At 68.2% G+C, this 25,075-nt stretch carries 20 protein-coding genes and 2 tRNA genes; 18 read left to right on the top strand and 4 right to left on the bottom strand.

The features are described from left to right. Positions 1-2: 2 nt before the first annotated feature. The 5 genes from M3B11_RS09240 to M3B11_RS09220 are packed head-to-tail and all read left to right on the top strand — an operon-like array spanning position 3 to position 4,806. A complete protein-coding gene (locus M3B11_RS09240) occupies positions 3-959 on the top strand; it encodes a carbamate kinase (RefSeq protein ID WP_259877207.1) in 957 nt (318 codons plus the stop codon). Positions 960-993: 34 nt separating this feature from the next. Then, positions 994-1,659: an NTP transferase domain-containing protein gene (locus M3B11_RS09235; protein ID WP_259877206.1), complete on the top strand. Its 666-nt coding sequence runs from the start codon at positions 994-996 to the stop codon at positions 1,657-1,659. Further along, complete coding sequence (locus M3B11_RS09230) at positions 1,656-2,567, top strand: MoxR family ATPase (RefSeq protein ID WP_259877205.1); 912 nt, start codon at positions 1,656-1,658, stop codon at positions 2,565-2,567. Before M3B11_RS09235 ends, M3B11_RS09230 begins: the two co-directional genes overlap by 4 nt. Then, positions 2,564-3,625: a VWA domain-containing protein gene (locus tag M3B11_RS09225; protein WP_259877204.1), complete on the top strand. Its 1,062-nt coding sequence runs from the start codon at positions 2,564-2,566 to the stop codon at positions 3,623-3,625. Before M3B11_RS09230 ends, M3B11_RS09225 begins: the two co-directional genes overlap by 4 nt. Positions 3,626-3,630: 5 nt before the next feature. Beyond that, positions 3,631-4,806, top strand: a complete 1,176-nt coding sequence (locus M3B11_RS09220; protein WP_259877203.1) for an XdhC family protein — start codon at positions 3,631-3,633, stop codon at positions 4,804-4,806. 62 nt (positions 4,807-4,868) lie between these two features. Here the strand turns inward: M3B11_RS09220 and M3B11_RS09215 are convergent, their stop codons facing one another. Both M3B11_RS09215 and M3B11_RS09210 read right to left on the bottom strand, forming a co-directional pair. Next, complete coding sequence (locus M3B11_RS09215) at positions 4,869-7,862, bottom strand: DUF1116 domain-containing protein (RefSeq protein WP_259877202.1); 2,994 nt, start codon at positions 7,860-7,862, stop codon at positions 4,869-4,871. After that, on the bottom strand, positions 7,846-8,871 hold the full coding sequence (locus M3B11_RS09210; RefSeq protein ID WP_259877201.1) for a DUF2877 domain-containing protein: 1,026 nt from the start codon (positions 8,869-8,871) through the stop codon (positions 7,846-7,848). The genes M3B11_RS09215 and M3B11_RS09210 overlap by 17 nt, the downstream gene beginning before the upstream one ends. A 36-nt stretch (positions 8,872-8,907) precedes the next feature. Between M3B11_RS09210 and M3B11_RS09205 the strand changes: the two genes are divergently transcribed. The 10 genes from M3B11_RS09205 (at position 8,908) to M3B11_RS09160 (ending at position 21,655) form a co-directional block, all read left to right on the top strand. Further along, positions 8,908-10,608 carry a PucR family transcriptional regulator gene (locus tag M3B11_RS09205; RefSeq protein WP_259877200.1) on the top strand — a complete coding sequence of 567 codons (1,701 nt, stop codon included), beginning with the start codon at positions 8,908-8,910 and terminating at the stop codon, positions 10,606-10,608. A gap of 162 nt (positions 10,609-10,770) precedes the next feature. Further along, positions 10,771-12,279 (top strand): uracil-xanthine permease family protein, encoded by a 1,509-nt coding sequence (locus M3B11_RS09200; RefSeq protein ID WP_259877199.1) that lies wholly within the window; start codon positions 10,771-10,773, stop codon positions 12,277-12,279. Beyond that, positions 12,276-13,172: a xanthine dehydrogenase family protein subunit M gene (locus tag M3B11_RS09195; protein ID WP_259877198.1), complete on the top strand. Its 897-nt coding sequence runs from the start codon at positions 12,276-12,278 to the stop codon at positions 13,170-13,172. The genes M3B11_RS09200 and M3B11_RS09195 overlap by 4 nt, the downstream gene beginning before the upstream one ends. An 81-nt stretch (positions 13,173-13,253) precedes the next feature. Then, positions 13,254-13,862: a (2Fe-2S)-binding protein gene (locus tag M3B11_RS09190; RefSeq protein WP_259877197.1), complete on the top strand. Its 609-nt coding sequence runs from the start codon at positions 13,254-13,256 to the stop codon at positions 13,860-13,862. After that, complete coding sequence (gene cutA, locus M3B11_RS09185; RefSeq protein WP_259877196.1) at positions 13,859-16,309, top strand: aerobic carbon-monoxide dehydrogenase large subunit; 2,451 nt, start codon at positions 13,859-13,861, stop codon at positions 16,307-16,309. The genes M3B11_RS09190 and cutA overlap by 4 nt, the downstream gene beginning before the upstream one ends. Then, on the top strand, positions 16,306-16,920 hold the full coding sequence (locus tag M3B11_RS09180) for a carbon monoxide dehydrogenase subunit G (RefSeq protein ID WP_259877195.1): 615 nt from the start codon (positions 16,306-16,308) through the stop codon (positions 16,918-16,920). The genes cutA and M3B11_RS09180 overlap by 4 nt, the downstream gene beginning before the upstream one ends. A gap of 140 nt (positions 16,921-17,060) precedes the next feature. Then, positions 17,061-17,633: a hypothetical protein gene (locus M3B11_RS09175; protein ID WP_146004329.1), complete on the top strand. Its 573-nt coding sequence runs from the start codon at positions 17,061-17,063 to the stop codon at positions 17,631-17,633. Positions 17,634-17,916: 283 nt separating this feature from the next. Next, entirely contained in the window at positions 17,917-18,723 is an 807-nt protein-coding gene (locus tag M3B11_RS09170) for a fumarylacetoacetate hydrolase family protein (RefSeq protein ID WP_259877194.1), read from the top strand. Positions 18,724-18,846: 123 nt separating this feature from the next. Beyond that, a complete protein-coding gene (gene gltX / locus M3B11_RS09165; protein WP_259877193.1) occupies positions 18,847-20,349 on the top strand; it encodes a glutamate--tRNA ligase in 1,503 nt (500 codons plus the stop codon). 1 nt (position 20,350) lies between these two features. Continuing rightward, positions 20,351-21,655 (top strand): alpha/beta hydrolase, encoded by a 1,305-nt coding sequence (locus M3B11_RS09160; protein WP_259877192.1) that lies wholly within the window; start codon positions 20,351-20,353, stop codon positions 21,653-21,655. Between the two features lie 68 nt (positions 21,656-21,723). Here M3B11_RS09160 and M3B11_RS09155 read toward each other — a convergent pair whose 3' ends face one another. After that, on the bottom strand, positions 21,724-22,458 hold the full coding sequence (locus tag M3B11_RS09155; protein ID WP_259877191.1) for an SDR family oxidoreductase: 735 nt from the start codon (positions 22,456-22,458) through the stop codon (positions 21,724-21,726). 99 nt (positions 22,459-22,557) lie between these two features. Between M3B11_RS09155 and M3B11_RS09150 the strand changes: the two genes are divergently transcribed. From M3B11_RS09150 to M3B11_RS09140, 3 genes are all read left to right on the top strand, one after another. Continuing rightward, positions 22,558-22,629 (top strand) — tRNA-Gln (locus tag M3B11_RS09150). Position 22,630: 1 nt separating this feature from the next. Next, positions 22,631-22,703 (top strand) — tRNA-Glu (locus M3B11_RS09145). 96 nt (positions 22,704-22,799) lie between these two features. Next, entirely contained in the window at positions 22,800-24,158 is a 1,359-nt protein-coding gene (locus M3B11_RS09140) for an MFS transporter (RefSeq protein ID WP_259877190.1), read from the top strand. Here the strand turns inward: M3B11_RS09140 and M3B11_RS09135 are convergent. After that, a complete protein-coding gene (locus M3B11_RS09135) occupies positions 24,145-24,723 on the bottom strand; it encodes a DUF4282 domain-containing protein (protein ID WP_259877189.1) in 579 nt (192 codons plus the stop codon). The genes M3B11_RS09140 and M3B11_RS09135 overlap by 14 nt on opposite strands. Between the last annotated feature and the right edge of the window lie 352 nt (positions 24,724-25,075).

Here is a 25,075-nt window from a genome sequence, read left to right as displayed (position 1 = left end):
GCATGCGCGTGCTCATCGCCCTCGGCGGCAATGCGATGACCGCCCCCGACGGCTCATCTTCACCGGATGACCAGCGGGCGGCGATCGCGCAGGCCTGCGGGCACATCGCCGAGCTGCTGGCTGACGGCCACGAGGTCATCATCACCCACGGCAACGGCCCGCAGGTCGGCAACATCCTGCGCAAGAACGAACTCGCCGCCGCAGAGCTGCCGCCGGTGTCGCTCGACTGGTGCGGCGCGCAGACCCAGGGGACGATCGGGTTCACTATCGTCAACCGGCTCGAACAGGAGCTCACCACCCGGGGCATGCACCGGCAGGTCGCCGCCGTCGTCACCCGCACCCGCGTCGACGGCGACGACCCGGCGTTCACCGACCCGGTCAAGCCGATCGGCACCTATCGCGACGCCGCACACGCCGCCCAGATGAGCGCCCACGGCCAGGTGTGGAAGGACTTCGGCGCCCGCGGCTGGCGGCGCGTCGTGCCCTCCCCGCGGCCGTTGGAGATCCTGGAGACCCCGACGATCGCCACGCTCGTCGCCGCCGGCTGGGTGGTCGTCGCCGCCGGTGGAGGCGGCATCCCGGTGGCGGCTGATGGGCCTGGATGGAACGGCGTCGAAGCCGTCATCGACAAGGACCTCTCCGCCGCCCGGCTGGCCGCCGACCTCGACGTCGACCGGCTCGTCATCGCCACCGACGTCGAGCACGCGATCATCGGCTACGGCACCGAGGACGAACAGCCGATCGGTGAGATCACCGTCGCGCAGATGCAGCGGCTCGCCGACGCCGGGCACTTCGCCTCCGGATCGATGGGCCCGAAAGTCGAGGCAGTCGTCGACTTCGCCGCCTCCGGCCGCGGCGTCGGCATCATCACCGCGCTTGCCGCCGTGCCGGCGGCCATCGCCGGGAGAACCGGCACGCGCGTCACGCCAGCCGCCGCCAGGGGAACAGCCAGCTCCTAGACTGGAGACAGGCCGCCTGGCACAAGGAGGAACCGTGAGGCACGCACCCAACAGCGACATCGCCGGCATTGTGCTCGCCGCCGGTGCCGGGTCGCGCCTCGGTGTGCCCAAGGGTCTGCTGCGCACCTCCTGCGGGCAGCCGGTCGTGGCCAGGCTGTGCGACCAGCTGACGGCTGCCGGGCTGTCCGAGATCGTCGTCGTAACCGGTGCCGCCGCCGAGGCGGTCGCCGCCGGAGTGCCGGCTGGCGCCCGGGCCGCCCACGCCCCGGACTGGCAGGACGGCCTGTCGGCCTCGCTGCGGGCAGGGCTGCGCGCTGCTGCCGAGACGTCTGCCGGCGAGCGCATCCGCGCCGTCGTCATCCTGCTCGCCGATGTCCCCGGCATCACCGCAGCCGCCATCGAGGCGGTCATCGCCGCTGCCCGCGAGCAGAGCATCGAGACGAGCCTCGTGCGGGCGATGTTCGGCGCGCGTCCCGGACACCCCGTCGTCATCGGATCGCAGCACTGGCAGCAGGTCATCGACACCGCCACTGGGGACTCGGGCGCGAAGGCGGTCTTCGCCTCGGGTGCGGTGCGCGAAGTCGACTGCAGCCACCTGTGCACCGGTGCCGACATCGACACTCCCGTGCAGCTGCGGGCCGCCGGCCTGCGGCTGCCGAAGCTGCTTCCCGACGCATGCGCGCGGGAGGAGGGCCGATGACTTCACCTGCAGACTGGCAGCAGCTGAGAGACGCGCTCATGGACCACGGCTACGTTGCCGATGATGCGCTGGCGACGATCGCGTGGCTGTCCGGCAGGCTCGACCGGCCGCTGCTGTGCGAGGGACCGCCCGGAGTCGGCAAGACGGCGCTGGCGCACGCGCTGGCCGCCGTCCACGGCGGGCGGCTGTTTCGGCTGCAGTGTTACGAGGGCATCGACGCCGCCCAGGCGCTCTACGACTGGGACTTCCGCTCCCAGATCCTCTACCTGCGCACCCTGGAAGCCGCCCATGCCGCCGAAACGGCCGAAGCCGGGAAGCTCGAAGCGCAGCTGTACTCCGAACGCTTCCTCCTCACCCGCCCGATCCTGGCCGCACTCACCGCCTCGGACGAGGGGCAGCGGGCGGTGCTGCTCATCGACGAGATCGACCGGGCCGATGACGAGTTCGAAGCACTCCTGCTCGAAGTGCTCTCCGAATGGGCCCTGTCGATCCCCGAACTCGGCCGCATCGAGACCGCCCAGCCGCCGCTGGTGGTCATCACCTCCAACCGCACCCGCGAAATCCACGATGCGCTGCGCCGCCGCTGCTTTTACCACTGGTTCGACTTCCCCGACCGGGAAGCCGAACAGCAGATCCTCGCCCTCCATGTGCCTGAGGCGAACGAGGCGCTTGTGGCTGCGACCAGTGACTATGTGCGCGCGGTCCGGCAGATGGTCCTCAACCGGCCGCCGGGTACAGCCGAGGCGATCGACTGGCTGCGTTCGCTCGTCGCACTCCGTGCCGTCGACCTCGACGCTGCGACCGCGCAGGCCACGCTCGGCGCACTCATCAAGGATGCCGAGGACGCCGAACAGGTCCGCGCCCGCGGGCCGGTCATCGGCGGGGCACCACCGCGGAGACCGTCATGACGATGACCGCAGTGCTCACCGACTTCGCCCGCAGCCTCGCCCGTCACGGATACCCCGTTGACCCCGGCCGGCTGCACACCGCCGTGGCCGGGCTCGGCGCCCTCGGAACGATTGAACGGCAGCATGTCTACACCGTCACCCGCGCCGCCTGGTGCACCACCGCTGAGCAGTGGGCGGACTTCAGCATCCACTTCGAGCGGTTCTTCTCCCGCCACCCGGCTGCCGCGGCCCCGCCGGGCATCGACGTCGAGATCGACGTGCCTGACGCGCTGCCCGGCGACGACGACATAGAAACCGGCGATCCCGAACCGCGGGCTGCCGCAGCCTCGAAGGCCGCAGTGCTGCGCGAGACCGACATCGCCGAACTGCTGGGGTCCGATGCCGCCGACGCTCGCGCCCAGCTCGCCGGCCTGCGCCTGAGCCCACCGCAGCGGCGCCGGCCGCGATGCCGGCGCGGACGCGCCGACCGTCTGCATGTGCGACAGGTGCTGCGCGAACTGCTCGCGACCGGAGAGATCACGAGCCTGCCGACGCAGGAGCGCCGCGAGGTGCCCCGCCCGATCGTCATCGTCCTCGACGTCTCGGCCAGCATGCAGCCTTTCCACACCACCCAGCTGGCCTTCGCAGCAGCCGCAGCGGAAGGCGGCCAGCACGTCAGCGTCTTCACCGCCGGGACCGCACTGACTGACGTCACCGCAGGCGTGCGCACCGGTCGGCCCGGCACGCGCAGCGGACAGGTCCCCGACCTCGGCGGCGGCACCCGGCTCGGCGAGACCCTCCAGCAGCTGATCGACCGGCACGCCGGCAGGCTGCGCGGGGCCACCCTCGTCGTCATCTCCGACGGATGGGAAGACGGCGACACCGACGCTCTCGCCGCAGCCGCAGCCCGCGCCAGCCGCCTGTGCGCACGATTCCTGTGGGTCAACCCGCGAGCCGGGCGAACCGGCTGGCAGCCCGACATCCGCGGCATCCGCGCGATCCGCCCGCACGTCGACGCGCTGCTGCCCGGCACCACCATCGCCGACTACTTCCGGCTCGCCGCAGCCGTCGCGGGGTGAGCGGCATGCGCGACATCGCCTCCGAGATCCTCGACCTGCTCACCGGTGACGAGCCCATGGCCGTGTGCACGATCATCCGGACTTGGTCCTCAGCACCTCGCCCGGCCGGGACCGCGATGGCGGTCACCGCCTCGGGACGGGCCATCGGGTCGCTGTCCGGCGGCTGCGTCGAAGGGGCCGTGCACGCCGCCGCCCAGCTCACCATCGACGACGGCCAGCCGCGCCTGGGCCGTTACGGCGTCTCCGATGACGAGGCCTTCGCCGTCGGCCTGGCCTGCGGCGGCCAGCTCGACGTGCTCATCCGGCGCGTCGATCCCACCGACACCGCCGACGCCGAGCCGTTGGCGGCAGTGTGCCGGCAGATCCTTGCCGACGAACCGGCCGCTCTGCTCACTCGGATCCCGTTGGCCAGCGATGAGCTCGGCGAGCCGACCGGGATGGAATACGTGCTCGCCCCACCGGCCGGCCGCTGGCTGGCGATCACCGAACCCGAGGCGGAGGAACCGGCCGTGGCTGGCTCGCTGGGCGACGGACAGCTCGACTGCTCCGTCGTCGACGGCGCCGTCGGGCTGCTGGCCGCCGGGACCACCCAGATCCGCGAGTACGGGAAGCACGGCGAACGCCTCGACAGCGACACTGCCGTGCTCATCAGCGCCTTCTGCCGCAGGCCCAGAATGCTCATCTTCGGGGCCATCGACTACGCCCGCGCGCTTGCCGCGGCAGCGAAGCTCGTCGGATACCACGTCACCGTCTGCGACGCGCGGCCCGTCTTCGCCACGCCTGTCCGCTTCCCGGAGGCCGACGAGGTCGTCGTGTCCTGGCCGCACCGCTATCTGCAGTCTGAGATCGATGCCGGCCGGATCGAGCCGAGCACCGCGATCGCCGTGCTCACCCATGACCTGAAGTTCGATGTGCCGCTGCTGCAGGTCGCACTCGGCTGTCCAGCTGACTATGTCGGGGCGATGGGCAGCAGGCGCACGAACGACCGGCGCATCGCAGAGCTGCGCGAAGCCGGGGTGTCCCAGGAGCTCATCGACCGGCTCTACGCGCCGATCGGCCTCGACCTCGGCGCCCGCACCCCGGAGACCACCGCGATTTCGATCCTGGCCGAGATCACCCGGGAGCGGTGGCAGGCCAGCGGCGCGCCGCTGCGCGACACCACTGGCCCGATCCACTCGTGACCGGCCACCGGGCACCCACTCCTGACCGGCCAGCCGTTACCCCGCCTGACCGGCCAGCCGGCTCAGCTCCTCACCGGTGACTCCGCCGCCTCGGCGAGTGCCTCCATCGCTGTTGTGAACGCCTCCTCAGGCGGATTCACGAGACCGGCACCGACCTGGCCGACGCCGGCGACTCTGCCGGCCATGCCGGTGTTGATCTGCGGCAGCACACCGGTCCGGGCGACGGTGGCCGCGTCGATGCCGGTCGGCACGCCGCGGAACTCCAGAATCGGGATCTGATGCGAGGGGTGCTCACCGAGGGTGATCTCATACATCTTCTGCGTCGTCTCGATCGCAAACGCCACATCAGCGCCGACAAGCCGCACAATCGCCGGCGCTGCAGCCATCGCGAACCCCCCGATCCCGGCAGTCTCGGTGATCGCCGAGTCGCCGATATCCGGATTGGCATCCTCCGGCCCGAACGAGCCGAGGAACAGCCCCTCGGGCAGCTGCGCCGGTCCGGTGAACCAGGCATCGCCGGTGCCGGAGAGCTGAATGCCGAACTCGGTGCCGTTGCGGGCCATCGTGACGACGAGGGACGATCCTGGCACGTCCTTCGCCGCAGCGCAGGCGAGCTTGCAGGTGGGCATGACGATGTTGAGGGCGAAGTAGTCGTTGGCGCCGAGGAACCGGACGACCTCGGCGAGATCCTCCTGCGGCCGGTCCTGGGAGAAGAGATGGGGCATGATGTCGCGCAGGAACAGCAGCGTGCCGGTGCGGTTGCGGTTGTGGCCCTCGTCGCCGGACTGAAGCATCTGCGAAACATACGCCTTCGCATCCAGCGGGCCGCTGCTGGCCAGCGCCTCAGCGAGCACCGGGCCGAGCACATCACGCATCCAGCGCAGCCGCGTGAGCACCTCCTCGCCGTTGGCGCCGTAGCGCAGCACCTTGCCCAGCCCCTCATTGAGCGAGCAGTAGGCGCGGTTGCCGTGCACCGGGTCATGCAGCTCCATCATCCACATCGACGGGCTCACCACACCAGCCATCGGCCCAACAGCCTCCCGGCTGTGACACGGCGCGAATGTGAACCGGCCAGAGGCCAACCCCTCCTCGGCCTCCTCAAGCGTGTCGACGAGCCCTTCGAACACGACAGCCCCAGCCAGGGCGCCGCGCATCGGTCCCGAGGCGTCCTCCCAGGCCAGCGGGGGACCGGCGTGGAGGAACTCGGTGTCAGCCAGGCCCAGGCACTCGCGGGCCGGACGGACGGCGACGAGCTCGGCACCTGCGGCGAGCATCCGCTCGATCGCCGTGCGGTTGGCGTCGGCGCGGCGCGGATCGGCCATGACCGCCTGCACCGCGGCAGCGCTGCCGAGCGGTGGGCGCCACTCCACCTCGGTCACGGCGACCGCCTGCGCCTGCAGCTCCTGGGCGAACAGCGACAGCCCGGCCGTCACCACGACCGGCTCGGCCTCCAGGAGACCGCGCAGCGGCGCGCCATCAGCAGCCGTGGTCGACGCGCCGGTCTGCACGCGGGCCTGCGCGTCGGTCTGCACGCCGGACTCAGGCCTCAGCGCGGCATCCGGGGATGCAGCGTGCCCGAGGTGGGCCAGGGCTCGGCGCGTCGCGGCAGCATTCGAGGCGAACACCTCGGCACCGGCTGCGGTGAGCGCCTCGACACTGGCGGAGAGTCCCTGCGGATCCTCCTCGGTGCCGACGAGGGAGACGACGACCGGCAGCCGGTGGCCGTGCTCCTCCTGCGCACGTGCGCGCACCCGTTCGATCGCTGCGGCCAGCGGCTCGACCGGTGCTGCGTGGGCGCCGTAGCCGAGCACGAGGTCGAGCAGCACGACGCCAGCGCCGGCGCCGGTGCGCTCAAGGGCGTCGAGTCGCAGGCTCGGGTCGATCATCGGATGGGCACGCCCTGCGGTCATCTCGTCATCACCGAAGTCGATGACGAACGACCCGCTCTCCGGCACTCTGCCGCCGCTGAGCTGCTCAGCCCCAGCAAGTGGGATGTTCGAGGGCACCGGCCCGAGCACCTGGCAGGCGATGAGCATCGCCTCATCAGCCAGGGTGCCACCGCAGAAGTAGCCGCGCAGATCCCCGCCTCCGGCCCGCTGATCCGAGGCCTCCGGCAGCCACGACGGCCACTCAGGTGCCGCCCCACCTGCAGCGCGCAGCGCCGCTTCGACCGCGGCTGTCAGATCCGGCCGGCCTGAGCCGAGCACCGCCCACGTCACCCCGACGCCGAGCTCACCGGCCAGCGCTGCGACCTCGTCGACGACACCGGCATCGGCTGGCTTCGAGACGATGATGATGTGCTCGGTGGCTTCATCAGCCGCCAGCGCCCGCAGCGCCTGCTTCGTCGACCGGCCGCCGACAGCCGCGCTCATGTCCCGGCCGCCGGTGCCCAGCACATGACTGACCCCCTCGCCGGCGGCGCTGAGCAGTGTCATGACCTGCTGGGCGCCGGTGCCGGAGGCTGCGACGATGCCGAACCGGCCCGGCGGCACCCGATTGGCGAAGCCGAACGCAGCCTGGGAGACGACCGCTGTGCCGCAGTCAGGCCCCATGACGATGACATCGGCTGTGGCCGCTGCATCCTTGAGCAGCACTTCGGACTCGACCGGCACATTGTCAGAGAAGAGCATGACCGAACAACCGGCGGCGATCGCATCGAGTGCCTCCGTCGTCGCGTGCTCACCGGGCACGGAGATGAGAGCGAGGTTCGCCTCGGTTCTCTTCGCCGCCGAGCCCACGGTCAGCGCTGGGCTCTCGCCACCGGCGCTGAGCCCGCCGCCGGTGGAGCGCAGCGCAGCCAGCTGCACATCGAGTTCGGCCACCGCGGCCTCCAACACCTCTGCATCAGCACACCGCAGAGCGATGACGAGGTCGTTCGGGCTCACCGCCGGGTCGATGTCGAAGTCGAGGCTGCGCATGAGGTCGAGGTTGAGCTCCGTGCCCATCCCGATGAGCGCGTCGGCGACGCCGTCGAGGTCCTTCACGCGAGCAGAGGCCTGCATGAGGCTCACGGAGTCGAAGTAGACACCGGATCGGATGTCAACGTGAGACAGCACAGTCTTCTCCTTCTGTCGGGTCCGGCGATCCGCCGGCGGAGCGAGATGAGGGTCGGGAAAGCGCACGGCAGGTCGCCACGACACCGGCGCCGAGGTCGTAGCCGGACGTGTGCCCGATCGCACCGAGGTGCTCGGCGAAGGCGGGCAGGTCACCTGCCTGGGCGGCACCCAGCGCCCTGGTCACCGGTGTCGTGCACCAGCCGTCGAGGGCTGCTTCGAGCAGTGAGGCGGAGATCGCCGTTGTGGAGGCCAGCTGCGGTGTGAGCGCTGCCCGCAGCTGGGCGAGAGCGCACCACGCCGACTGCCAGCGCAGGGTCAGCGCGATGCCGGAGAGCACATCATCGCCGGAGGGGGTGAGTCCGGGACCGCGGCCGATGAGCGCCGCGACCCGCTCAGCCAGAGCTTGGTCGACCCGGCCGCAGCGAGACGCAGCACCCCGGCTGCCATCCAGCGCGGTCGCGACGATGTCCTCAGCGCTGGCTTCAGCATCGGCGATCCCCGGCTGCAGCGCGGCACGCACGGCACCCAGAGCGAGTGTCCTCCCACGGTGTTCGGCCGAATGGCTATCGGGGTGACCGCAGCCGATCCCCAGACAGCGCACCCCGCTGATGCGCTGCGGCCGCCACACGCGTCTGATACGCAGCTCGGCTGCCGGCAGCAGCAGCCGGTCAGGTTCGACCTCGACCCGATCGCCGGTCCTGACACCGGTGGTGAAGACATCGGCTGGAACATGCGTGCGGATGGCCGTCGGCAGATCGTAGGCGCCCATCCCGATGACCGGGATGACGAGCGTGTGCGGCCCGGAAGGCGCTGTGAGGTCGGCAGGCGCTGTAACGTCGGCGGGTGCTGTGAGGCCGGCACATGCCTTGGGGCCGGCGGGTGCTGTGAGGTACAGGCCAGCCGCATGGATGCCGGCGACCGTCCATGCACGCTCAGGGGCGGCCAGCGGCGGCGTCACAGGGGATTTCGCCGCTGGCACGACAACCGGGTCGGCGGATATGACGTGCATCTCACAAGCGTAGAGCTGACTGCTAGGGTGGGGGACATGGCAAATGCCGATAATCATGAATCTCTGGCTCGGCAGAATCTGCCAGTCAGCGGGGGCGACGTCACCGTCCGCGACGTCCTCGACCTGCCCTCCCTTTCCGGCACCCGCGTGCTGGCCGGCGCCGACGGGCTCGAGCGCATCGTCTCGCGCGTCAATGTTATGGAAGTCCCCGACATCCTGCCGTGGGTGCGCGCCCAGGAGCTGCTCATCACCACCGGTTACCCGCTGCAGGGGCAGCAGATCGACCTCGGTGAGCTCGTGCGCCAGTTCGCCGAACGTGAGCTGGCAGGCGTCGGCGTCAAACCCGGCCGCTATCTGCATGAGATCCCCGGCGAGGTGCTCACTGCAGCGGACTCCGCAGGCCTGCCGGTTCTGCTGCTGCCCCACGGGGTCGGCTTCGACGAGATCATCCACGAGGTGCTCGGCACGGTGCTTGCCCGTCGTGAGCAGGACCTGCAGCAAGCCGAGCAGATCCTCCATGAACTCGTCACGATCGTCGTCACCGGCGGAGAGCTCGACGAGGTCTGCAGCCGCATCGCCAGTCACGTCAACGGCACTGTTGCCGTCACGACGATGGACGGCCGGGTGACCGAGGTGGCCGGGCAGCTGCCGCTGGCAGAGCTCCAGCAGCTGGCCTGCTTCGACGTCGCCGGCCGCTTCCAGGTTGAGCAGACCCGGGTCGGTGAGGTGCAGAAGGCAAACGAGCTCTACAGTCTGGCGGTGCGGATCCGCGGCGGGGCCCGCGACCTCGGCCGCCTCGTCCTCTTCACCGACCATCCGATGAGCCACAGCCAGCAGCACGTCGTCGACCAGGCCTCGGCAGCCGCCGCCCTCGTGCTCACGAAGATGCACGCGATCTCGGCTGTTGAGAGCAAGTACAAGGCTGACTTCGTCCACGATGTGCTGCGCGGCCGCATCGTGGCAGCCGACCGGATCCTGTCGCATGCGACCTCGCTGGGCTGGGACTTGGACCGTGAGCTCGTGGTCGTCGTCGCCGAGTACGACGACACCGGCGAACCTATCGAGACGATGGAGAAGCAGTCCCTCCAGGAGCGTTTCGCCCGCGCCTGGACCTCGGCAGTCACCCAGGGCGACGCCGAGGCGGTGGTCGTCGGGGCAGGGGATGAGATCACCGTCATCGCCGGTGTGACGGCAGAGGAATCCGTCGAACGCACCATCGCCCGCGTCGAACGCTGGGTCGGCGACGTGCACGGCGTCGGCGGCGGCGGCCGGCTGACCTTTTCCACCGGTATCAGCCGCATAGCAGCGGACCTCCACGCTCTGCCGGCCGCCTACCAGGAGGCGCGCAAGGCCGTGGAGGTCGGCCGTAGGCTCTACGGCGAGCAGGCGATCAGCCACTTCGACGCCCTCGGCGTCTTCCGGCTGCTGTCGCTCATCGACGATGAGGAGGAAGTGCGGGCCTTCATCTCCGACACCCTCGGGGTGCTCGCCGACCGGAGCGCCTCCTCCGCGGACCTGCGCGAAACCCTGCGGGTGCTGCTGGACAAGAACCTCAACGTCGCTGAGACCGCCCGTGAGATGCACTTCCACTACAACTCGCTGCGCTACCGGATCAGCAAGCTCGAGCGCATCCTCGGGCCCTTCATGACCGATGCGCGGCGGCGGCTGGCCATCCATCTGGCCCTGCAGGCGATGTACCTCACGGACCTCACGGACGGAAAGCGCACACACCGCTGATAAGCGATCCACCGACAGATCGCAATGAGGCGGGCGAAACTATCCAATCCAGCACGGAGGTGTTTGGCATAACTTGACGTGACGCACGCCTCGTTGTGTCCCTACGGTTGACACATGCCGTTACGGCTATGACAGTACGAACGCCGACGGGCTGGGGGAGCAATGAGTTTCGGATGGACACTGCACGGTGACGGGAAGAGTCCCGCACCAGGCAAGGCGGTAGCCCCCTATGAGCGCCTGACCTGGCCGCGCACGGTCGGACTCGGCGTCCAGCACGTGGTGGCGATGTTCGGCGCGACGTTCGTCTTCCCCGTCGTCATGGGCCTGAATCCCCAGCTGGCGGTCATGATGAGCGGTGTCGCCACCATCATCTTCCTGCTCATGGTCAACGGCAAGGTTCCCAGCTATCTCGGCACCTCCGCCGCCTTCGTCGGCGGTGTCGCGGCTGTCACCGCCCAAGGCGGCACACCCCAGCAGGTGACCGGCGCGATCATGATCGCAGGCCTCGTCCTGGCCGCGTGCGGCATCTTCATCCACTTCATGGGCGCTGCCGTGCTGACGAAGATCATGCCGCCGGTGGTCACCGGCGCGGTCGTCATGCTCATCGGCTTCAACCTCGCCCCGGTCGTCGCGAACGTGTACTGGCCACAGGACCAGTGGATCGCCTTCATCGTCATGTTCGTCATCATCGTCATGTCGGTGGCTCTGCGCGGATTCCTCGGCCGCATCGCCGTTTTTCTCGGCCTGGCCTTCGGGTATGTGCTGTCCTGGATCTTCGATTTGGCCTTCGGTCCGATCACGGCCTTCAACGCCGCCACCGGAGAGGTCGACACCCATATGCGCGTCGACTGGTCCGGCGTCCTCGACGCCCCGTGGTTCGGTCTGCCGCCAGTCACCGACAGCGCCGCCGGGGTCGTCGGCATGCACCTGCCGGAGTTCAACGCCGCCTTCATCATCCTCATGCTCCCGGCTGTCATCGCGCTCATCGCCGAGAACGTCGGTCACGTCAAGGCTGTGGAAGAGATGACGAAGACCCCGCTGGACAAGTACATGGGCCGGGCGCTGACTGCCGACGGTGTCGCCACCGCCGTGGCCACCTCGGTCGGAGGCTCACCGACGACGACCTACGCCGAGAACATCGGCGTCATGGCCTCCACCCGCGTCTACTCGACAGCGGCCTACTACGTTGCCGCGCTGGTGGCGATCGTCTTCGGCCTTTCACCGAAGTTCGGCGCACTCATCTCCGCGGCGCCTGGTGGCGTGCTCGCCGGCATCACCGTCGTGCTCTACGGCATGATCGGACTGCTCGGCGCCAAGATCTGGACGGAGAACAAAGTCGACTTCTCCAATCCGCTCAACATGGTCCCGGTGGCCGCTGGCATCATCATCGCCATTGGCGACATCGGACTGAAAGTGACCGAGACGTTCACCCTGGCTGGCATCGCATTGGGTACGATCGTCGTTCTGGTGATGTACCACTTCTGCCGGATCATCGCCCCCGCAGAGCTGCGGGAGGCGGCAGACAGAGCAGGAGGCGCACTCATCAGCGTCGGCGAGCCCGGATCACACAATCTCGAAGAGCTCGGCCTCGAGGACGACTACGGCCGGCGACGCCGCGGCGGCCGGACCGCCGACCACGATCCACACAGACCGGAGGACATCAGGGAATGAAGCCAGCGGCTTTCGCCTACAACCGCGCAGCATCAGTCGACCACTGCCTCGAACTGCTGACCCAGCACGGGGCCGAGGCGAAGCTGCTGGCAGGCGGCCAGAGCCTCATCCCGGTGCTGAATATGCGCCTGGCCGCTCCCGCTCACCTCATCGACATCTCAAGGCTGAGCGAGCTGAGCTCCATCGAGATCACCGATTCCTGCGTGCGCGTCGGCGCTGCGGTCACGCACGCAGAACTCGAAACCGATGACAGCGCCCATGCCGCGCTGCCGATCCTGCGTCAGGCGCTGGTGAACGTTGCGCACCCGGCGATCCGCAATCGCGGCACCACCGTCGGCTCGATCGCCCATGCCGACCCGAACGGAGAGATGCCGGCCATCCTCGCCCTCACCGGCGGCACTGCCCATGCAGTCTCTTCATCCGGGTCCCGGCAGATCGACGCAGCTGAGCTCTTCATCGGCCCGTTGGAGACCTGCCTGGAAACCGATGAGCTCATCACCCATGTCGACTTCAACCGGTTCCCGCCCGGCACCCGCACCGGCTTCACCGAACTCGCCCGTCGCTCAGGCGACTACGCTCTCGCCGGGGTGGCCATGGCGCTGACCGCCGAGGAATCCACGATCACTGGGCTGCGCCTGTCCTTCGTCTCCGTCACAGACCTGCCAGAGGTCCTCGACATGAGCGAGCGGGTCACCGGGATGGAGCTGAAGGCCACCACTGACCTGTGCGCGGCCGTGACCGAGGCGGTCGAGGCCACCATCGACCCAGCCGGCGACATCCACGCCACCGCCGACTACCGCCGCCACATCACCAAGGTCATGGCCCGCAGACTGGCCGTCGAGCTCAGCTGTCGGCCACCGCAGCCGCCGTCGGTCGGCCAACCGGGTAGGTGACGGCAGGCGCACCGGGCAGGTGACGGCAGCGACCGCAACGACGAAAATGACAGACATCGGCTGAGAGAAGGAGCGAAACACGTGAGCAGCCTGGCACACGCTGAGGGAACCGAGCCGGAACCGCACCGCACCGTGCGGCTGATGGTCAACGGCACAGCGCACGAGATCTCCGTCGCCGACCGCCGGCTGCTCTCCGATGCCCTGCGCCACGACATCGGGCTGACCGGCACTCACGTCGGCTGCGAACACGGAGTGTGCGGCGCCTGCACCATCCAGGTCGACGGCAAGCCGATGCGCTCCTGCCTCATGCTCGCTGTCGCCGCCGAAGGCAGCGACCTCCGCACCGTCGAAGGCATCGGCAATGACCCCGAGCATCCCTCCGATGTGCAGCAGGCGTTCATCGACTGCCACGGCCTGCAGTGCGGCTTCTGCACCCCCGGGTTCATCACGACCATCGACGCTTTCATCGACGAGAACCCCGACCCCACACCCGAGGAGGCCCGCGAGGCGATCTCAGGGAACCTGTGCCGGTGCACCGGCTACCAGAACATCGTCGCCTCCGTGCTGCGGGCAGCCGAACTGCGCAGGGCCGGACCCGCACCCGAGGCGGCCGCCGCGTCGGGCACGGGCGACAGGGCACCCGGCACGGGCGACAGGACATCCGGCGCGGATGGGGGACGACAGCGATGACGACACGGATGTTCGGGCAGAAGATCGCCCGCAAGGAGGACCCGCGGCTGGTGACCGGCAACGGCTCCTATGTCGATGACCTGTCCTCGCCCCACACGCTGGCCGCTGCGTTCGTGCGCAGTCCGCATGCCCATGCGAAGATCCTCGACATCGACGTCTCCGGCGCCCTCGACATCGACGGCGTGTACGCAGTGTGGACGCACGAGGACCTGCCCGGCGCGGCCGGCGAGCGGCTGCCGATGCTGCTGCCGCACCCCTCACTCCTCGCGCCGAAGACCGGGTACGCGCTCGCCAAAGACGACGTCAACCACGTCGGAGAGCCGATCGCCATGGTCATCGCCGCCAACCGCTACATCGCCGAAGACGCCGCCAGCGCCGTTCACGTCGACTACGAGTACCTGCCTGCCGTCGTCGGGGTCGCGACTTCGCGAGAGGCCGAGCACGCTGTGCATGCCGATGTCGCCGACAACATCGCCGCCCACAGCATCGACGAGGTCGGCGCGGTCGACGAGGCGATGGCCGGTGCCCCACACGTGCTCGAGATAGACCTCGACATCGAGCGCAGCGCCTGCATGCCGATGGAGGGCAAGGGCGTGCTCGCCCGCTGGGACCGTCACGAGGAGAGCATGATCGTGTACTCCTCGACGCAGACCTCGACGGGTCTGCGCGCGGCTCTGGCTGCGAAGCTGGAGATGCCGCTGACGAAGATGGAGGTCATCACCCCTGATGTGGGCGGAGGATTCGGCGTCAAGATCAACCACCCCTGGCCCGAGGAGGTCTGCGTGGCAGCCGCCGCCCGGGCACTGGACCGGGAGATCGCCTGGACCGAGGACCGGCGCGAGCACTTCGTCTCCTCAGCCCATGAGCGTCAGCAGCTCCAGCAGGTGCGCATCGGCTTCGACGACGAGGGGAAGATCCACGCCCTCGACGTGAAGTTCTGGCACGACAACGGCGCCTATCTGCCCTACGGGGTGATCCCGCCGCTCAACACCGCCACCCACGTGCTCGGGCCGTATGTCATCCGCAACTACCGCTGCGAATGGTGGTCGCTGTACACCAACACCGTCATCGTCACCCCCTACCGCGGGGCCGGGCGCCCACAGGGCGTGTACATGATGGAACGGGCGATGGACGCGGTGGCCGATGCACTCGGCCGCGACCGCACCGAGGTGCGCGAGACCAACTTCGTGCGGGAGTTCCCGCACCCGATCGGCCTCGTCCTGCAGGACGGCCGCGAGGGCATCTACGACTCCGGTGACTTCCCGGCCTCGATGACCAAGCTCAAGGAGCTCATCGGCTGGGACGACTTCGCCGCCTACCGTGCGCAAGCCGCCGCCGAGGGCCGCAGGGTCGGCATCGGCGTGGCCTGCTATGTCGAAGGCACCGGTGCCGGTCCGTATGAGGGCGGGCACATCGAAGTCGAGACATCCGGGCGGGTCAACGTGTGGACCGGCCTGACCACTCAGGGGCAGGCACATGCGACCGTGTTCGCCCAGATCGTCGCCGATGAGCTCGGCGTGCCGATCGACCGGGTCAACGTCGTCACCGGCGATACCCGCAAGACCCCCTATTCGGTGGGCACCTGGGGTTCGCGCGGGGCGGTCATGAGCGGCAACGCCGTACATCTGACGGCCAAGAAGCTCAAGCAGAAGGCGCTGACGATCGCCGGACGCTCACTCGAAGTCGACCCGGCCGATCTGGAGATCGTCGACGGGATCGTGCAGGTCAAAGGCGATCCGTCAGCCTCGATCCCGCTCGAGGTCATCTCGGTGATGTCCAACCCGCTGCGCTACGCCTTCGACGACGCCGCCAAGGCCGCCACCCAGTTCGGGATGCCCAGCGATGAGTCGAAGCCGCCGATGCTGCCCGGCGACTCACCCGGTCTGGAGGAGCGGGACTTCTTCTCCCCGCAGCGGACCACCTTCGCCTCCGGCATGCATGCCGCGATCGTCGAAACCGACCCGGAGACCGCCGACATCACTGTGCTGCGCTACTGCGTCGTCCACGACTGCGGCAAGATGATCAACCCGCTCGTTGTCGAAGGGCAGGTGCTCGGCGGCGTCGCACAGGGCATCGCCGGAGCTCTGTACGAGAAGATGGCCTATGACGAGACCGGCCAGCTGCTCAACGCCTCCTTCATGGACTTCCTCATGCCTTTCGCCACCGAGATCCCGCACGTCGAAACCGACCACCTGGAGACCCCGAGCCCGCTCAACCCGCTCGGCATCAAGGGCGCCGGTGAGGCCGGGACGATCCCCGGCGCCTCTGTCATCGCCTCGGCGATCGAAGACGCCGAAGGCTTCCCCATCACCCGCATGCCGATCTCCCCATCTGAGCTGTGGGAGCTGCGCGAGAAGCACGCCGCCGGCCACTGGCCGTCCCTACAGCACCCGGCACGCGTGCCGGAGACCGACGACGCACGAGCAGAAGAAAAGGTGACCCGATGAAGATCTCCTCCACCGCCACGATGAACGCCGACCCGCAGACTGCCTGGGATGCCTTCCACAATGAGAAGATCCTCGCAGCCACCATCCCCGGCGTGCAGTCCTTCACCGACGCAGGCGACGGGAAGTACGCGGTCGTCGTGACGATGGGGGTCGCTGCGATCAAGGGCACCTACAACGGCACCGTCGTCTTCTCCGAGGAGCGTGAGCCCGAATCCTTCGTGCTCACTGTCAACGGAGCCGGGGGACCGGGCACGATCGGCGCCGAGGTCGCGGTGCAGCTCAGCGCCCGCGAAGGCGGGGGCAGCACCGTGAACTGGGAGGCCGATGCGATCCTCGGCGGGCCGATCGGCGGAGTCGGGCAGCGGATGCTCGGCGGAGTCGCCAAGCGGATCGCCACGAAGTTCTTCGCCGACATCGACAGGGCGATAGCCGACGGCGTGCCCGAAGCAGACGAGCAGGCGGGCCCAGACGCGGAGGCCAGCGCCACGTCTGCAGCAGCCGGAGTGGGTAGCCAGGGAACCGGCAGCGGCTTCCTCACCGGCATGGCCGCCGGTGCCGGCATCGCACTCCTCGGTGTCGCCGTCGGAGCGATCGTCAACGGCCGGCGCTGATCATCGCGGATGAGAAGGCCAACATCAGCACCACGGGACGGAACCCAGGACGCATGAGGACATGTTAGACTTCTCACTCGAGGGCGCTAGCCCCTCCATCCCCAGGCTCGGCTTGAGCCGTTCAATGAATGGAAAATAATATGAAATCCCTTTTCTTTGCCGCAGTCGGCACCGTAGCTCTTACCCTCTTCGCTGGTCCTGCAACGGCAGCGCAACCCCCGAATATGCAGGAGCGTGCGGTCATCTCAGAAGAGATCGGCCTTTCCGTCGACTGGGACGTATCTGCCGGCGCGGGTGCGTTCGAAGCGGTCGTCACAGACGCTTCCACTGGGGAGGAGGTCGCGGATATTTCAAAGTTCGTCAATAGTGAAGACGTTATTGTGTCGACTGATGGAACGGTGACGGTTGATGCCCAGAATGCATCGACGTCGAACAATGCTCAGGCGGCTCAGTGTTCAAAGACGGTCACTATTCGAGGAAAATATGGCAATATCACTAACCGTGCTTGCCGAAGCGGTAACTCGGTTAAGGTCTCCGGTAGCGTGAAGGACACGAAGGCTGATAGCTACTGCGTGAAAGCTGGCGCCAAGTTCGCTAAAACTACCTGGACGACACCTCGGCGCGCATGCCCGAAGGGGAATGTCAAATCATTCGATTCAGGGTATAAGTCTGGCACTCGGGTGAGTATGTATGAAATCGGGCAGCGAGTGTAACGTCGGCTCCGATGACTGCTTTCGATAGTTGCTAGCTCGGCGTCGGCCGCAGTCCGTGTCTAGCTACCGGATTTGACTTGCTGCTATCGGTGGAGGGCCCGGGAATCTTGATTCCCAGGCCCTCCGCGATGTGCTGGCATTGAGTCTTGAAGCTATATCTAAGCTGAATCGTTCCGAGCTTCGGGTAGTGACCTTAGACAAGCGACACCCAAGAGATCCTCCCCTACGTCAAATCCGGCGCGCTGTCACCAACCCCGTGGCTGAGTACACCTAGACTGTAGCCATGCGCATTGTCAGATTCGTCCACAACGATGAGCCCACCTACGGCGTCGTCGAAGGCGAGCTCGGCGACATCATCGGCGGCCGAGCCGACACCTCGGGCCTGGAGATCGCCGTCCTCGACTCGGACCCCTTCTTCAGCCCCGCCCAGTCCACCGGCGACCGCCTGACCTACGACGAGGTCCGCCTGCTGGCCCCGATCATCCCGCGCTCGAAGATCGTGTGCGTCGGCCGGAACTTCGCCGACCACGCCGCCGAACTCGGCAACGAGGTGCCGGTCTCCCCACTGACCTTCTTCAAGCCCAACACCGCCGTCATCGGCCCCGGTGACCCGATCCGCATCCCGGCGATCAGCGAACACGTCAGCTATGAAGCCGAACTCGGCGTCGTCATCGGCCGGGTCGCCAAACAGGTCAGCGCCGAACAGGCCTACGACACTGTGCTCGGCTATCTCGCCGGCAACGACGTCACCCTGCGCGACATTCAGCAGACCGACAAGCAGTGGTCGCGTGCCAAGGGATTCGACACCTCCTGCCCGCTCGGCCCGTGGATCGAAACCGATTTCGATCCCGAGGCTGTTGCGATCCGCTCGTGGGTCGACGGCGAGCAGCGCCAGGACGGCACGACCGAGGACTTCATCTTCGACATCCCGACCCTCATCGAGCACATCACCGAGACGATCACCCTGCTGCCCGGCGACGTCATCCTCACCGGCACCCCGGCAGGCGTCGGCAAGATCGAAGCCGGCCAACACGTCTCCGTGGCCATCGAGGGCCTCGGCCTGCTCGAGAACCCCGTCATGGACGCCTGAACCACACCTAGGCGACCACCGCCCCGGGACCGGCGAGCACCGCCTGACGGTCACCACCGCCTCAGGACCGGCTCCACCCCCACCAGCCACCAGCACACGCATCGACGAAGAACGAAGGAAACTGTGAGCGTCAAAGTCCGATTCTGCCCATCGCCCACCGGCACCCCGCACGTCGGGATGGTCCGCACCGCCCTATTCAACTGGGCGTATGCCCGCCACACCGGCGGCACATTCGTCTTCCGCATCGAAGACACCGACGCCAGCCGCGACTCCGAGGAGTCCTACGGCCAGGTGCTCGAGGCGATGCGCTGGCTGGGGCTCGACTGGGATGAGGGCATCGACGTCGGCGGACCCGACGGCCCCTACCGGCAGTCCCAGCGCGGCGAGATCTACCAGGGCATCATCACCCGCCTCGTCGACGCCGGCCACCTGTACGAGTCGTTCTCCACCAATGAGGAGATCGAAGCCCGCCACCGGGCCGCCGGCCGCGACCCGAAGCTCGGCTACGACGGCTACGACCGCGACCTGAGCGAGGAGCAGAAGGCCGCCTTCCGCGCCGAGGGCCGCGAACCGGTGCTGCGCGTGCGGATGCCCGATGATGACATCACCTTCACCGACCTGGTGCGCGGCGAGATCACCTTCAAAGCCGGCTCCGTGCCCGACTTCGTCGTCGTGCGCTCAGGCGGTCAGCCCCTCTACACCTTCGTCAACCCCGTCGACGATGCACTCATGGGCATCACCCACGTGCTGCGCGGCGAGGACCTGCTGTCCTCGACCCCGCGCCAGATCGTGCTCTACGAAGCGCTCAAGGACATCGGCGTCGCCGAGCAGACGCCGGAGTTCGGGCACCTGCCCTACGTCATGGGGCAGGGGAACAAGAAGCTGTCGAAGCGCGACCCGGAGTCCAACCTGTTCCTCCACCGCGACAACGGCTTCATCCGCGGGGGCCTCATCAACTACCTCGGCCTGCTCGGCTGGTCGATCGGACCGGACCGCGACGTCTTCACCGTCGAGGAGTTCATCGACGCCTTCGACATCCACGACGTGCTGCCCAACCCGGCCCGCTTCGACGTCAAGAAGGCCACCGCCATCAACGGCGACCACATCCGCATGCTCGACGCCGCCGACTTCCGCACCCGGCTCGTGCCCTACCTGCAGCGCGCCGGCGTCGTCGGTGACGAGCTCAGCGCCCGGGAGGACGAGATCCTCACCGCCGCCGCCCCGCTCGTGCAGACCCGCATGAACCTGCTCGGCGAGGCACCCGACCTGCTCGGATTCCTCTTCACCGCCGATCGCAACCTAGACCTGACCGCTGAGGGACTCAAGACGCTCAAGGACACCGCCCCCGAGGTGCTCGCCGCCTCTCTGCGGGTGCTCGAACCCCTCGATGACTGGTCGACCGAGACCATCCAGGATGCCCTGCAGAGCGCACTGGTCGACGAGATGGGCATCAAGCCGCGCCTGGCCTTCGGGCCGCTGCGCGTGGCGGTGTCCGGCCGGCGGGTCTCCCCGCCGCTGTTCGAGTCGATGGAGATTCTGGGCAAGGACTCCTCGCTGACCCGCCTGCGGGCCCTGGCCGATCACCTCGCCGCGGACACGGCCGGCGCTCAGGCACAGGACTCCTGAGATGACGGACACCGCAGCCGTGGCCCCGGGCCTGCGCCTGCCCGGGCTGAGCGTCGAAGAGCTCACCCTCACCGTGCCCGTCGACCGCGGGTACGGCAAGCCGCTTGGCACCTCGGGAACGGGGCAGCAGCCGGCAACGCTGGAGGTCTTCGCCCGGATCCTGGGCACGAAGGACTCGGCCAAGCCCTACCTGCTGTACCTGCAGGGCGGTCCCGGGCACGAGGCGTTCCGCGCCACCCAGTCGAGTCCCGGCTGGATCGAACGGGCCCTGCAGGACTTTCGCATCGTCATGCTCGACCAGCGCGGCACCGGCCGCTCGACCCCGGTCGGCTGGGTCGACGGACACATCACCGGGCTGCCGGCCGGTCTCGATGCAGCCGATCCCGAGGCGGTGGCCGGGTACCTGACGCACCTGCGCGCCGACTCGATCATCGCCGATGCCGAAGACGTGAGGCGGGCTCTCGGCGCCGAGCAGTGGAGTGTGCTCGGACAGTCCTTCGGCGGGTTCTGCACGCTGCGGTACCTGAGCGAGCATCCAGAGGTCATCCGCGAGGCGCTGTTCACCGGCGGGCTGCCGGCCGTCGGTGGGCACCCGCGGGAGGTCTACGCTGTCACCTGGCAGCAGATGATCGCCAAATCCCGGGCCTTCACCGACCGGTATCCGCGCGCGGCTGAGAAGCTGCAGGAGCTGAGCTCCCGGGCCGCATCCGGTCTCGAGCTGCCCGACGGTACGATCGCCACCGGCGACCACGTGCGGCTGCTCGGCCACCTCCTCGGCGCCTCCGGCGGGGCCGAGCGACTGGCCTACCTGCTCGAAGGCGACATCGACACCGCCGCCTTCCGCTACGACTTCGCCGCGGCGATGCCGTTCTCCGGGCGCAATCCGCTGTACGCGGTGGCGCACGAGAGCTGCTGGGCTGACGGGGTCGTCACCGACTGGGCTGCTGAAGCGGCGATGCCCGAGGCGGTGCGCACCGACCCGACGCTGCTGGCCGGTGAGCACATGACTCCGGCCGTGTTCACCACCGGCCCGCTTGCGGTGTGGAAGGACATCGCCGAACGCGTGGCCGCCTGCCAGTGGCCGAAGCTGTGGGATGCCGAGAAGCTGCGTCGCGCCGAGGTGCCGGCGGCTGCCGCGGTGTACTTCGAGGACGCCTATGTTCCCCAGCAGTACTCCCTGGCAACCGCCTCACTGCTGCCGCAGATGCGGCCATGGGTGACGAACGAGTATGAGCACAACGGGCTCTCGGCATCCTCAGGCGCGGTGCTCGACCGATTGCTCAAGCTCACCCGCGACGAAATCTGAGACCTTGATGCCCTGCCCGGTATCCGGAATCGCGGGTGTTTCAGGACTGTGTGCTCAGGTCCGGCGGCTCACAGTGAGCGGACCATCCCGCCGTCGACGGCGATGACGCTGCCGGTGATGTAGCTGGCGATGGGGGAGAGCAGGAACGCTGCGACCTGCCCGAACTCATGCGGCTGCCCGAGCCGGCGCAGCGGCACATGCTCCAGCTGCTCAGCATCGGGCGCCTCACCCATCCGCGGGGTGAGGATCTGACCGGGGGCCACACCGAAGATCCGGATGCCGCGCGGGCCGATCTCATCGGCCATGTTCTTGATCGCCATCGCAATCCCGGGCCGCAGCGCATTCGAGATCGCGATCGAGGGGATCGGATTCCACACCGACGATGACAGCACCATCCCGACTGCGCCTCCGGGGTCCAGACGCTCGCAGGCGCAGCGCGCCAGGCGCAGGGAGCCGAGGAACACCGAATCGATCGCCTCGCGCCACTGCTCCTCGCTGGTGTCGAAGTAGCGCCCGACAGCCGGCCCGCCGACGGAGATGAACACACCGGCAACCGGCGCCTCGCCGAACGCCTCGGCCGCGGCGGTGAAGAGCCGCTCACCGGCGTCAGCAGCCGCATTGTCGAGGGCCAGTCCGGCCGCTCGGTCACCGAGCCGGGAGAGCGCGGCGTCGATCTTCTCCTGGCTGCGCGAGGAGATCAGCACGTTCGCACCCTCCGCGACAAGCGCCTCGGCGGTGGCGAATCCGAGCCCTGATGAGCCGCCTGTGACGATGAATGTGCGGCCTGAGATCCGGAGGTCCATGGATCTCATTGTGCCGCCCCTCACGCGATTTTGCACTCGGGGTTCGGAGTGTGTAGAGTGATCTTTCGTTGCCAGGAGGCGCAAGCCTCGAAAGTGCATTGGGGTATGGTGTAATTGGCAGCACGAGTGATTCTGGTTCACTTAGTCTAGGTTCGAGTCCTGGTACCCCAGCGCCCCCGTCGTCTAGTGGCCTAGGACGCCGCCCTCTCAAGGCGGAAACGGCGGTTCGAACCCGCTCGGGGGTACGGTTAAATCCCGGTGTCTGACACGATCAGGCACCGGGATTCGTCATGTGCGACCGGCACCGCCCCGGCTGTGCCCTGGAATGATCGATGGAGACCATGACTCAAGACGACAGCCCCCGCCCGCCGCGTGAGGCCCGTGCCGCGCTGACCGGCGGAGTGGTCGGCAACTACGTCGATCAGCTGCACATCTTCCTGCCGCTGACCGCCCTGGCCCCGGCCCTGCCGCATCTGGTCGGCCGCGAGGCGATCGCCGGGGCGGCCACCCTCACGATCGTGGCGACGCTGCTCGGCCGGCCCTTCGGCGCGGTGGTGTTCGGAAGGCTGGCCGACCGGTTCGGCCGCACCGTCATCACCCAGGTCGCAATCGCCGGCACTGCGGTCTGCACCCTGGCCATCGCCTGCCTGCCGACCCACGAGGCGATCGGCATCGCCGCGATCGACCTCGTCCTGCTGCTGCGCTTCCTCGGTGGTATGTTCCTCGCCGGCGAGTACACCTCGGCGATCCCGCTGGCGATGGAATGGTCGAAACCGCGCCGCCGCGGCCTGTTCTCCGGGCTCATCATGGCGATGGCCCCGTGGGCGCAGGCCTCGATCGCCGTGGCCACCCTTGGGCTGCTCGCCGTACTCGGTCCCGAGGCATATGCCGTGTTCGGCTGGCGGCTGGCCTTCGCCGCCGGGGGCCTCGCCTCCCTGCTCGTGCTCGCCTACTATCACCGCAACGTCGCCGATGCGAAGGCGTCCAGGCTGCTGCCGGAGGATGCTGCCGTGCCCGAGGCGGGGAGGAGTGAGGCCGCCGGCCCCAGTGGCCGACCGGCTGAGCTGGGTTCGCTGCGGGCGGTCGTCCTCGGTCGCTGGGCACAGCCGTTCTGGGCGGTGTTCCTGCTCATGACCGGGCTGTGGCCGATGACGAATATGGTCGTCATCCGGATGGCCGCCTACCTCGGTGAGGGCGGTAGCGCCGCCCACTTGACGGCTGAGACCGTGCCGGTCGTCATGGCCGCAGCCGCGATCGCTCAGGCGCTGGTGATGTCGGTGACCGGGCACATCTCCACGCTCGTCGGCAGACGTCGATTCTTCGTGCTCGCCGGCATCATCGCCGCAGTCGGCGGGCCGGTCCTCTACGTGCTCATCACGCAGGCCTCGACGATCGTCGCCACCGCCGCGCTCGTGTGCCTCATTCAGGCGCTCACCGTCACCGCATACGGGCCGATCGGTGCGCACCTCTCAGAGATCTTCCCAGCCGAGGTCCGTTCGACCGGCTACGGCACCGCTTACAGTGCGTCGATCGTGATCCCGGCCCTCTTCCCATTCTGGCTGCCGGCACTGGCCGCACTGCTAGGCGGGCAGACGGCTGCCGTGGTCACGGTGCTCGTGCTCGGTGGGATCTTCGTCTCCTTCGGCGGTGTCCTGAGCACCCGCTCTCGAGCTGCCGAGGCTCAGCTCAGCGCTGACTGAGCGAGAGTGTGTCTTCGGCGATCTTCCGGGTGTTCTCGGCGGTTTTGATCGACGCGACGATGAACTCCAGGATCATGCGCCCGTACACGAGCTGCATGAGGGCCGGAATCCAACCGAAGAGGATCGCGAGGATGAGCGGCAGCGGATTGAACGACGACTCACCGAAGACACTCACGCCCATGGCGAGACCGAAGATGATGCCGAAGACGACGATGGCGATCCACGTGAAGAGGCAGGCGAGGATATGCAGCACGTAGATGATGCCCGCCCACGTGATGCTGACGAAGTGATCGAACTTCACGTCGAACAGGGCTTTGAAGAAGCCGCTGGCCGACCGGCCGCTCGCCGGTCTTTCGGTCTCCGGTGCGCCGCCCCAGCCGGAACCGGACTCCATGCCGTACGGGTTTCCGCCGGTCGGCTGTCCGCCATAGGGGTGAGCGTAAGGGCCGGCGGCGCCCGGCTGAGACTGGCCGGCTGCACGAGCATGCGGAGCCTGATATCCGATCGAGTGCTGTGAGTCCTGGGGCTGCTGTGGGTCCTGTGAATGGGACGGAGGCTGGGTCATGGTGTTCCTCTCAGTCGTTGATGCTGCTGACAGTGCTGGCAGTCTGTAGAGCGCGGCGGTGATCTGGCGCTCTGCGCCGTCAGTGTGCCATCGGGCGTCTGCCGGTGCCAGGCGCTGATCAGCGGTTGGCTGTGCTGATGACGGCGGTCGATGCTGCCTTGTCATGTAGGCTCTGCCGGCGCTTCGTGTCGATGAACAGTGACAGGCAGCACAACAGGCCAGGTGACGCCGCCGGCATCTTCTCTCCTCAGATGTGCTCAATAGGGGCATGTGGAACCGCCTTCGCGGTTCCTGTCAGCTTAGTGGCTCCAGCACGGAACGGAGTGGGCTGAGCAGAGCTTTTCGGCAGACG

Origin of the sequence: Brevibacterium sp. p3-SID960, from assembly GCF_025144725.1 — a bacterium.
GTDB lineage: Bacteria > Actinomycetota > Actinomycetes > Actinomycetales > Brevibacteriaceae > Brevibacterium.
This window is presented reverse-complemented; position numbering and strand designations above follow the sequence as displayed.

What these genes read in the sequence shown, in the direction of transcription:
- M3B11_RS09240 (WP_259877207.1), top strand. Translation starts at nt 3, where the DNA reads ATGCGCGTGCTCATCGCCCTCGGCGGCAATGCGATGACCGCCCCCGAC.
- M3B11_RS09230 (WP_259877205.1), top strand. Translation starts at nt 1,656, where the DNA reads ATGACTTCACCTGCAGACTGGCAGCAGCTGAGAGACGCGCTCATGGAC.
- M3B11_RS09225 (WP_259877204.1), top strand. Translation starts at nt 2,564, where the DNA reads ATGACGATGACCGCAGTGCTCACCGACTTCGCCCGCAGCCTCGCCCGT.
- M3B11_RS09220 (WP_259877203.1), top strand. Translation starts at nt 3,631, where the DNA reads ATGCGCGACATCGCCTCCGAGATCCTCGACCTGCTCACCGGTGACGAG.
- M3B11_RS09210 (WP_259877201.1), bottom strand. Translation starts at nt 8,871, where the DNA reads ATGCACGTCATATCCGCCGACCCGGTTGTCGTGCCAGCGGCGAAATCC.
- M3B11_RS09205 (WP_259877200.1), top strand. Translation starts at nt 8,908, where the DNA reads ATGGCAAATGCCGATAATCATGAATCTCTGGCTCGGCAGAATCTGCCA.
- M3B11_RS09200 (WP_259877199.1), top strand. Translation starts at nt 10,771, where the DNA reads ATGAGTTTCGGATGGACACTGCACGGTGACGGGAAGAGTCCCGCACCA.
- M3B11_RS09195 (WP_259877198.1), top strand. Translation starts at nt 12,276, where the DNA reads ATGAAGCCAGCGGCTTTCGCCTACAACCGCGCAGCATCAGTCGACCAC.
- cutA (WP_259877196.1), top strand. Translation starts at nt 13,859, where the DNA reads ATGACGACACGGATGTTCGGGCAGAAGATCGCCCGCAAGGAGGACCCG.
- M3B11_RS09180 (WP_259877195.1), top strand. Translation starts at nt 16,306, where the DNA reads ATGAAGATCTCCTCCACCGCCACGATGAACGCCGACCCGCAGACTGCC.
- M3B11_RS09175 (WP_146004329.1), top strand. Translation starts at nt 17,061, where the DNA reads ATGAAATCCCTTTTCTTTGCCGCAGTCGGCACCGTAGCTCTTACCCTC.
- M3B11_RS09170 (WP_259877194.1), top strand. Translation starts at nt 17,917, where the DNA reads ATGCGCATTGTCAGATTCGTCCACAACGATGAGCCCACCTACGGCGTC.
- M3B11_RS09160 (WP_259877192.1), top strand. Translation starts at nt 20,351, where the DNA reads ATGACGGACACCGCAGCCGTGGCCCCGGGCCTGCGCCTGCCCGGGCTG.
- M3B11_RS09155 (WP_259877191.1), bottom strand. Translation starts at nt 22,458, where the DNA reads ATGGACCTCCGGATCTCAGGCCGCACATTCATCGTCACAGGCGGCTCA.
- M3B11_RS09140 (WP_259877190.1), top strand. Translation starts at nt 22,800, where the DNA reads ATGACTCAAGACGACAGCCCCCGCCCGCCGCGTGAGGCCCGTGCCGCG.
- M3B11_RS09135 (WP_259877189.1), bottom strand. Translation starts at nt 24,723, where the DNA reads ATGACCCAGCCTCCGTCCCATTCACAGGACCCACAGCAGCCCCAGGAC.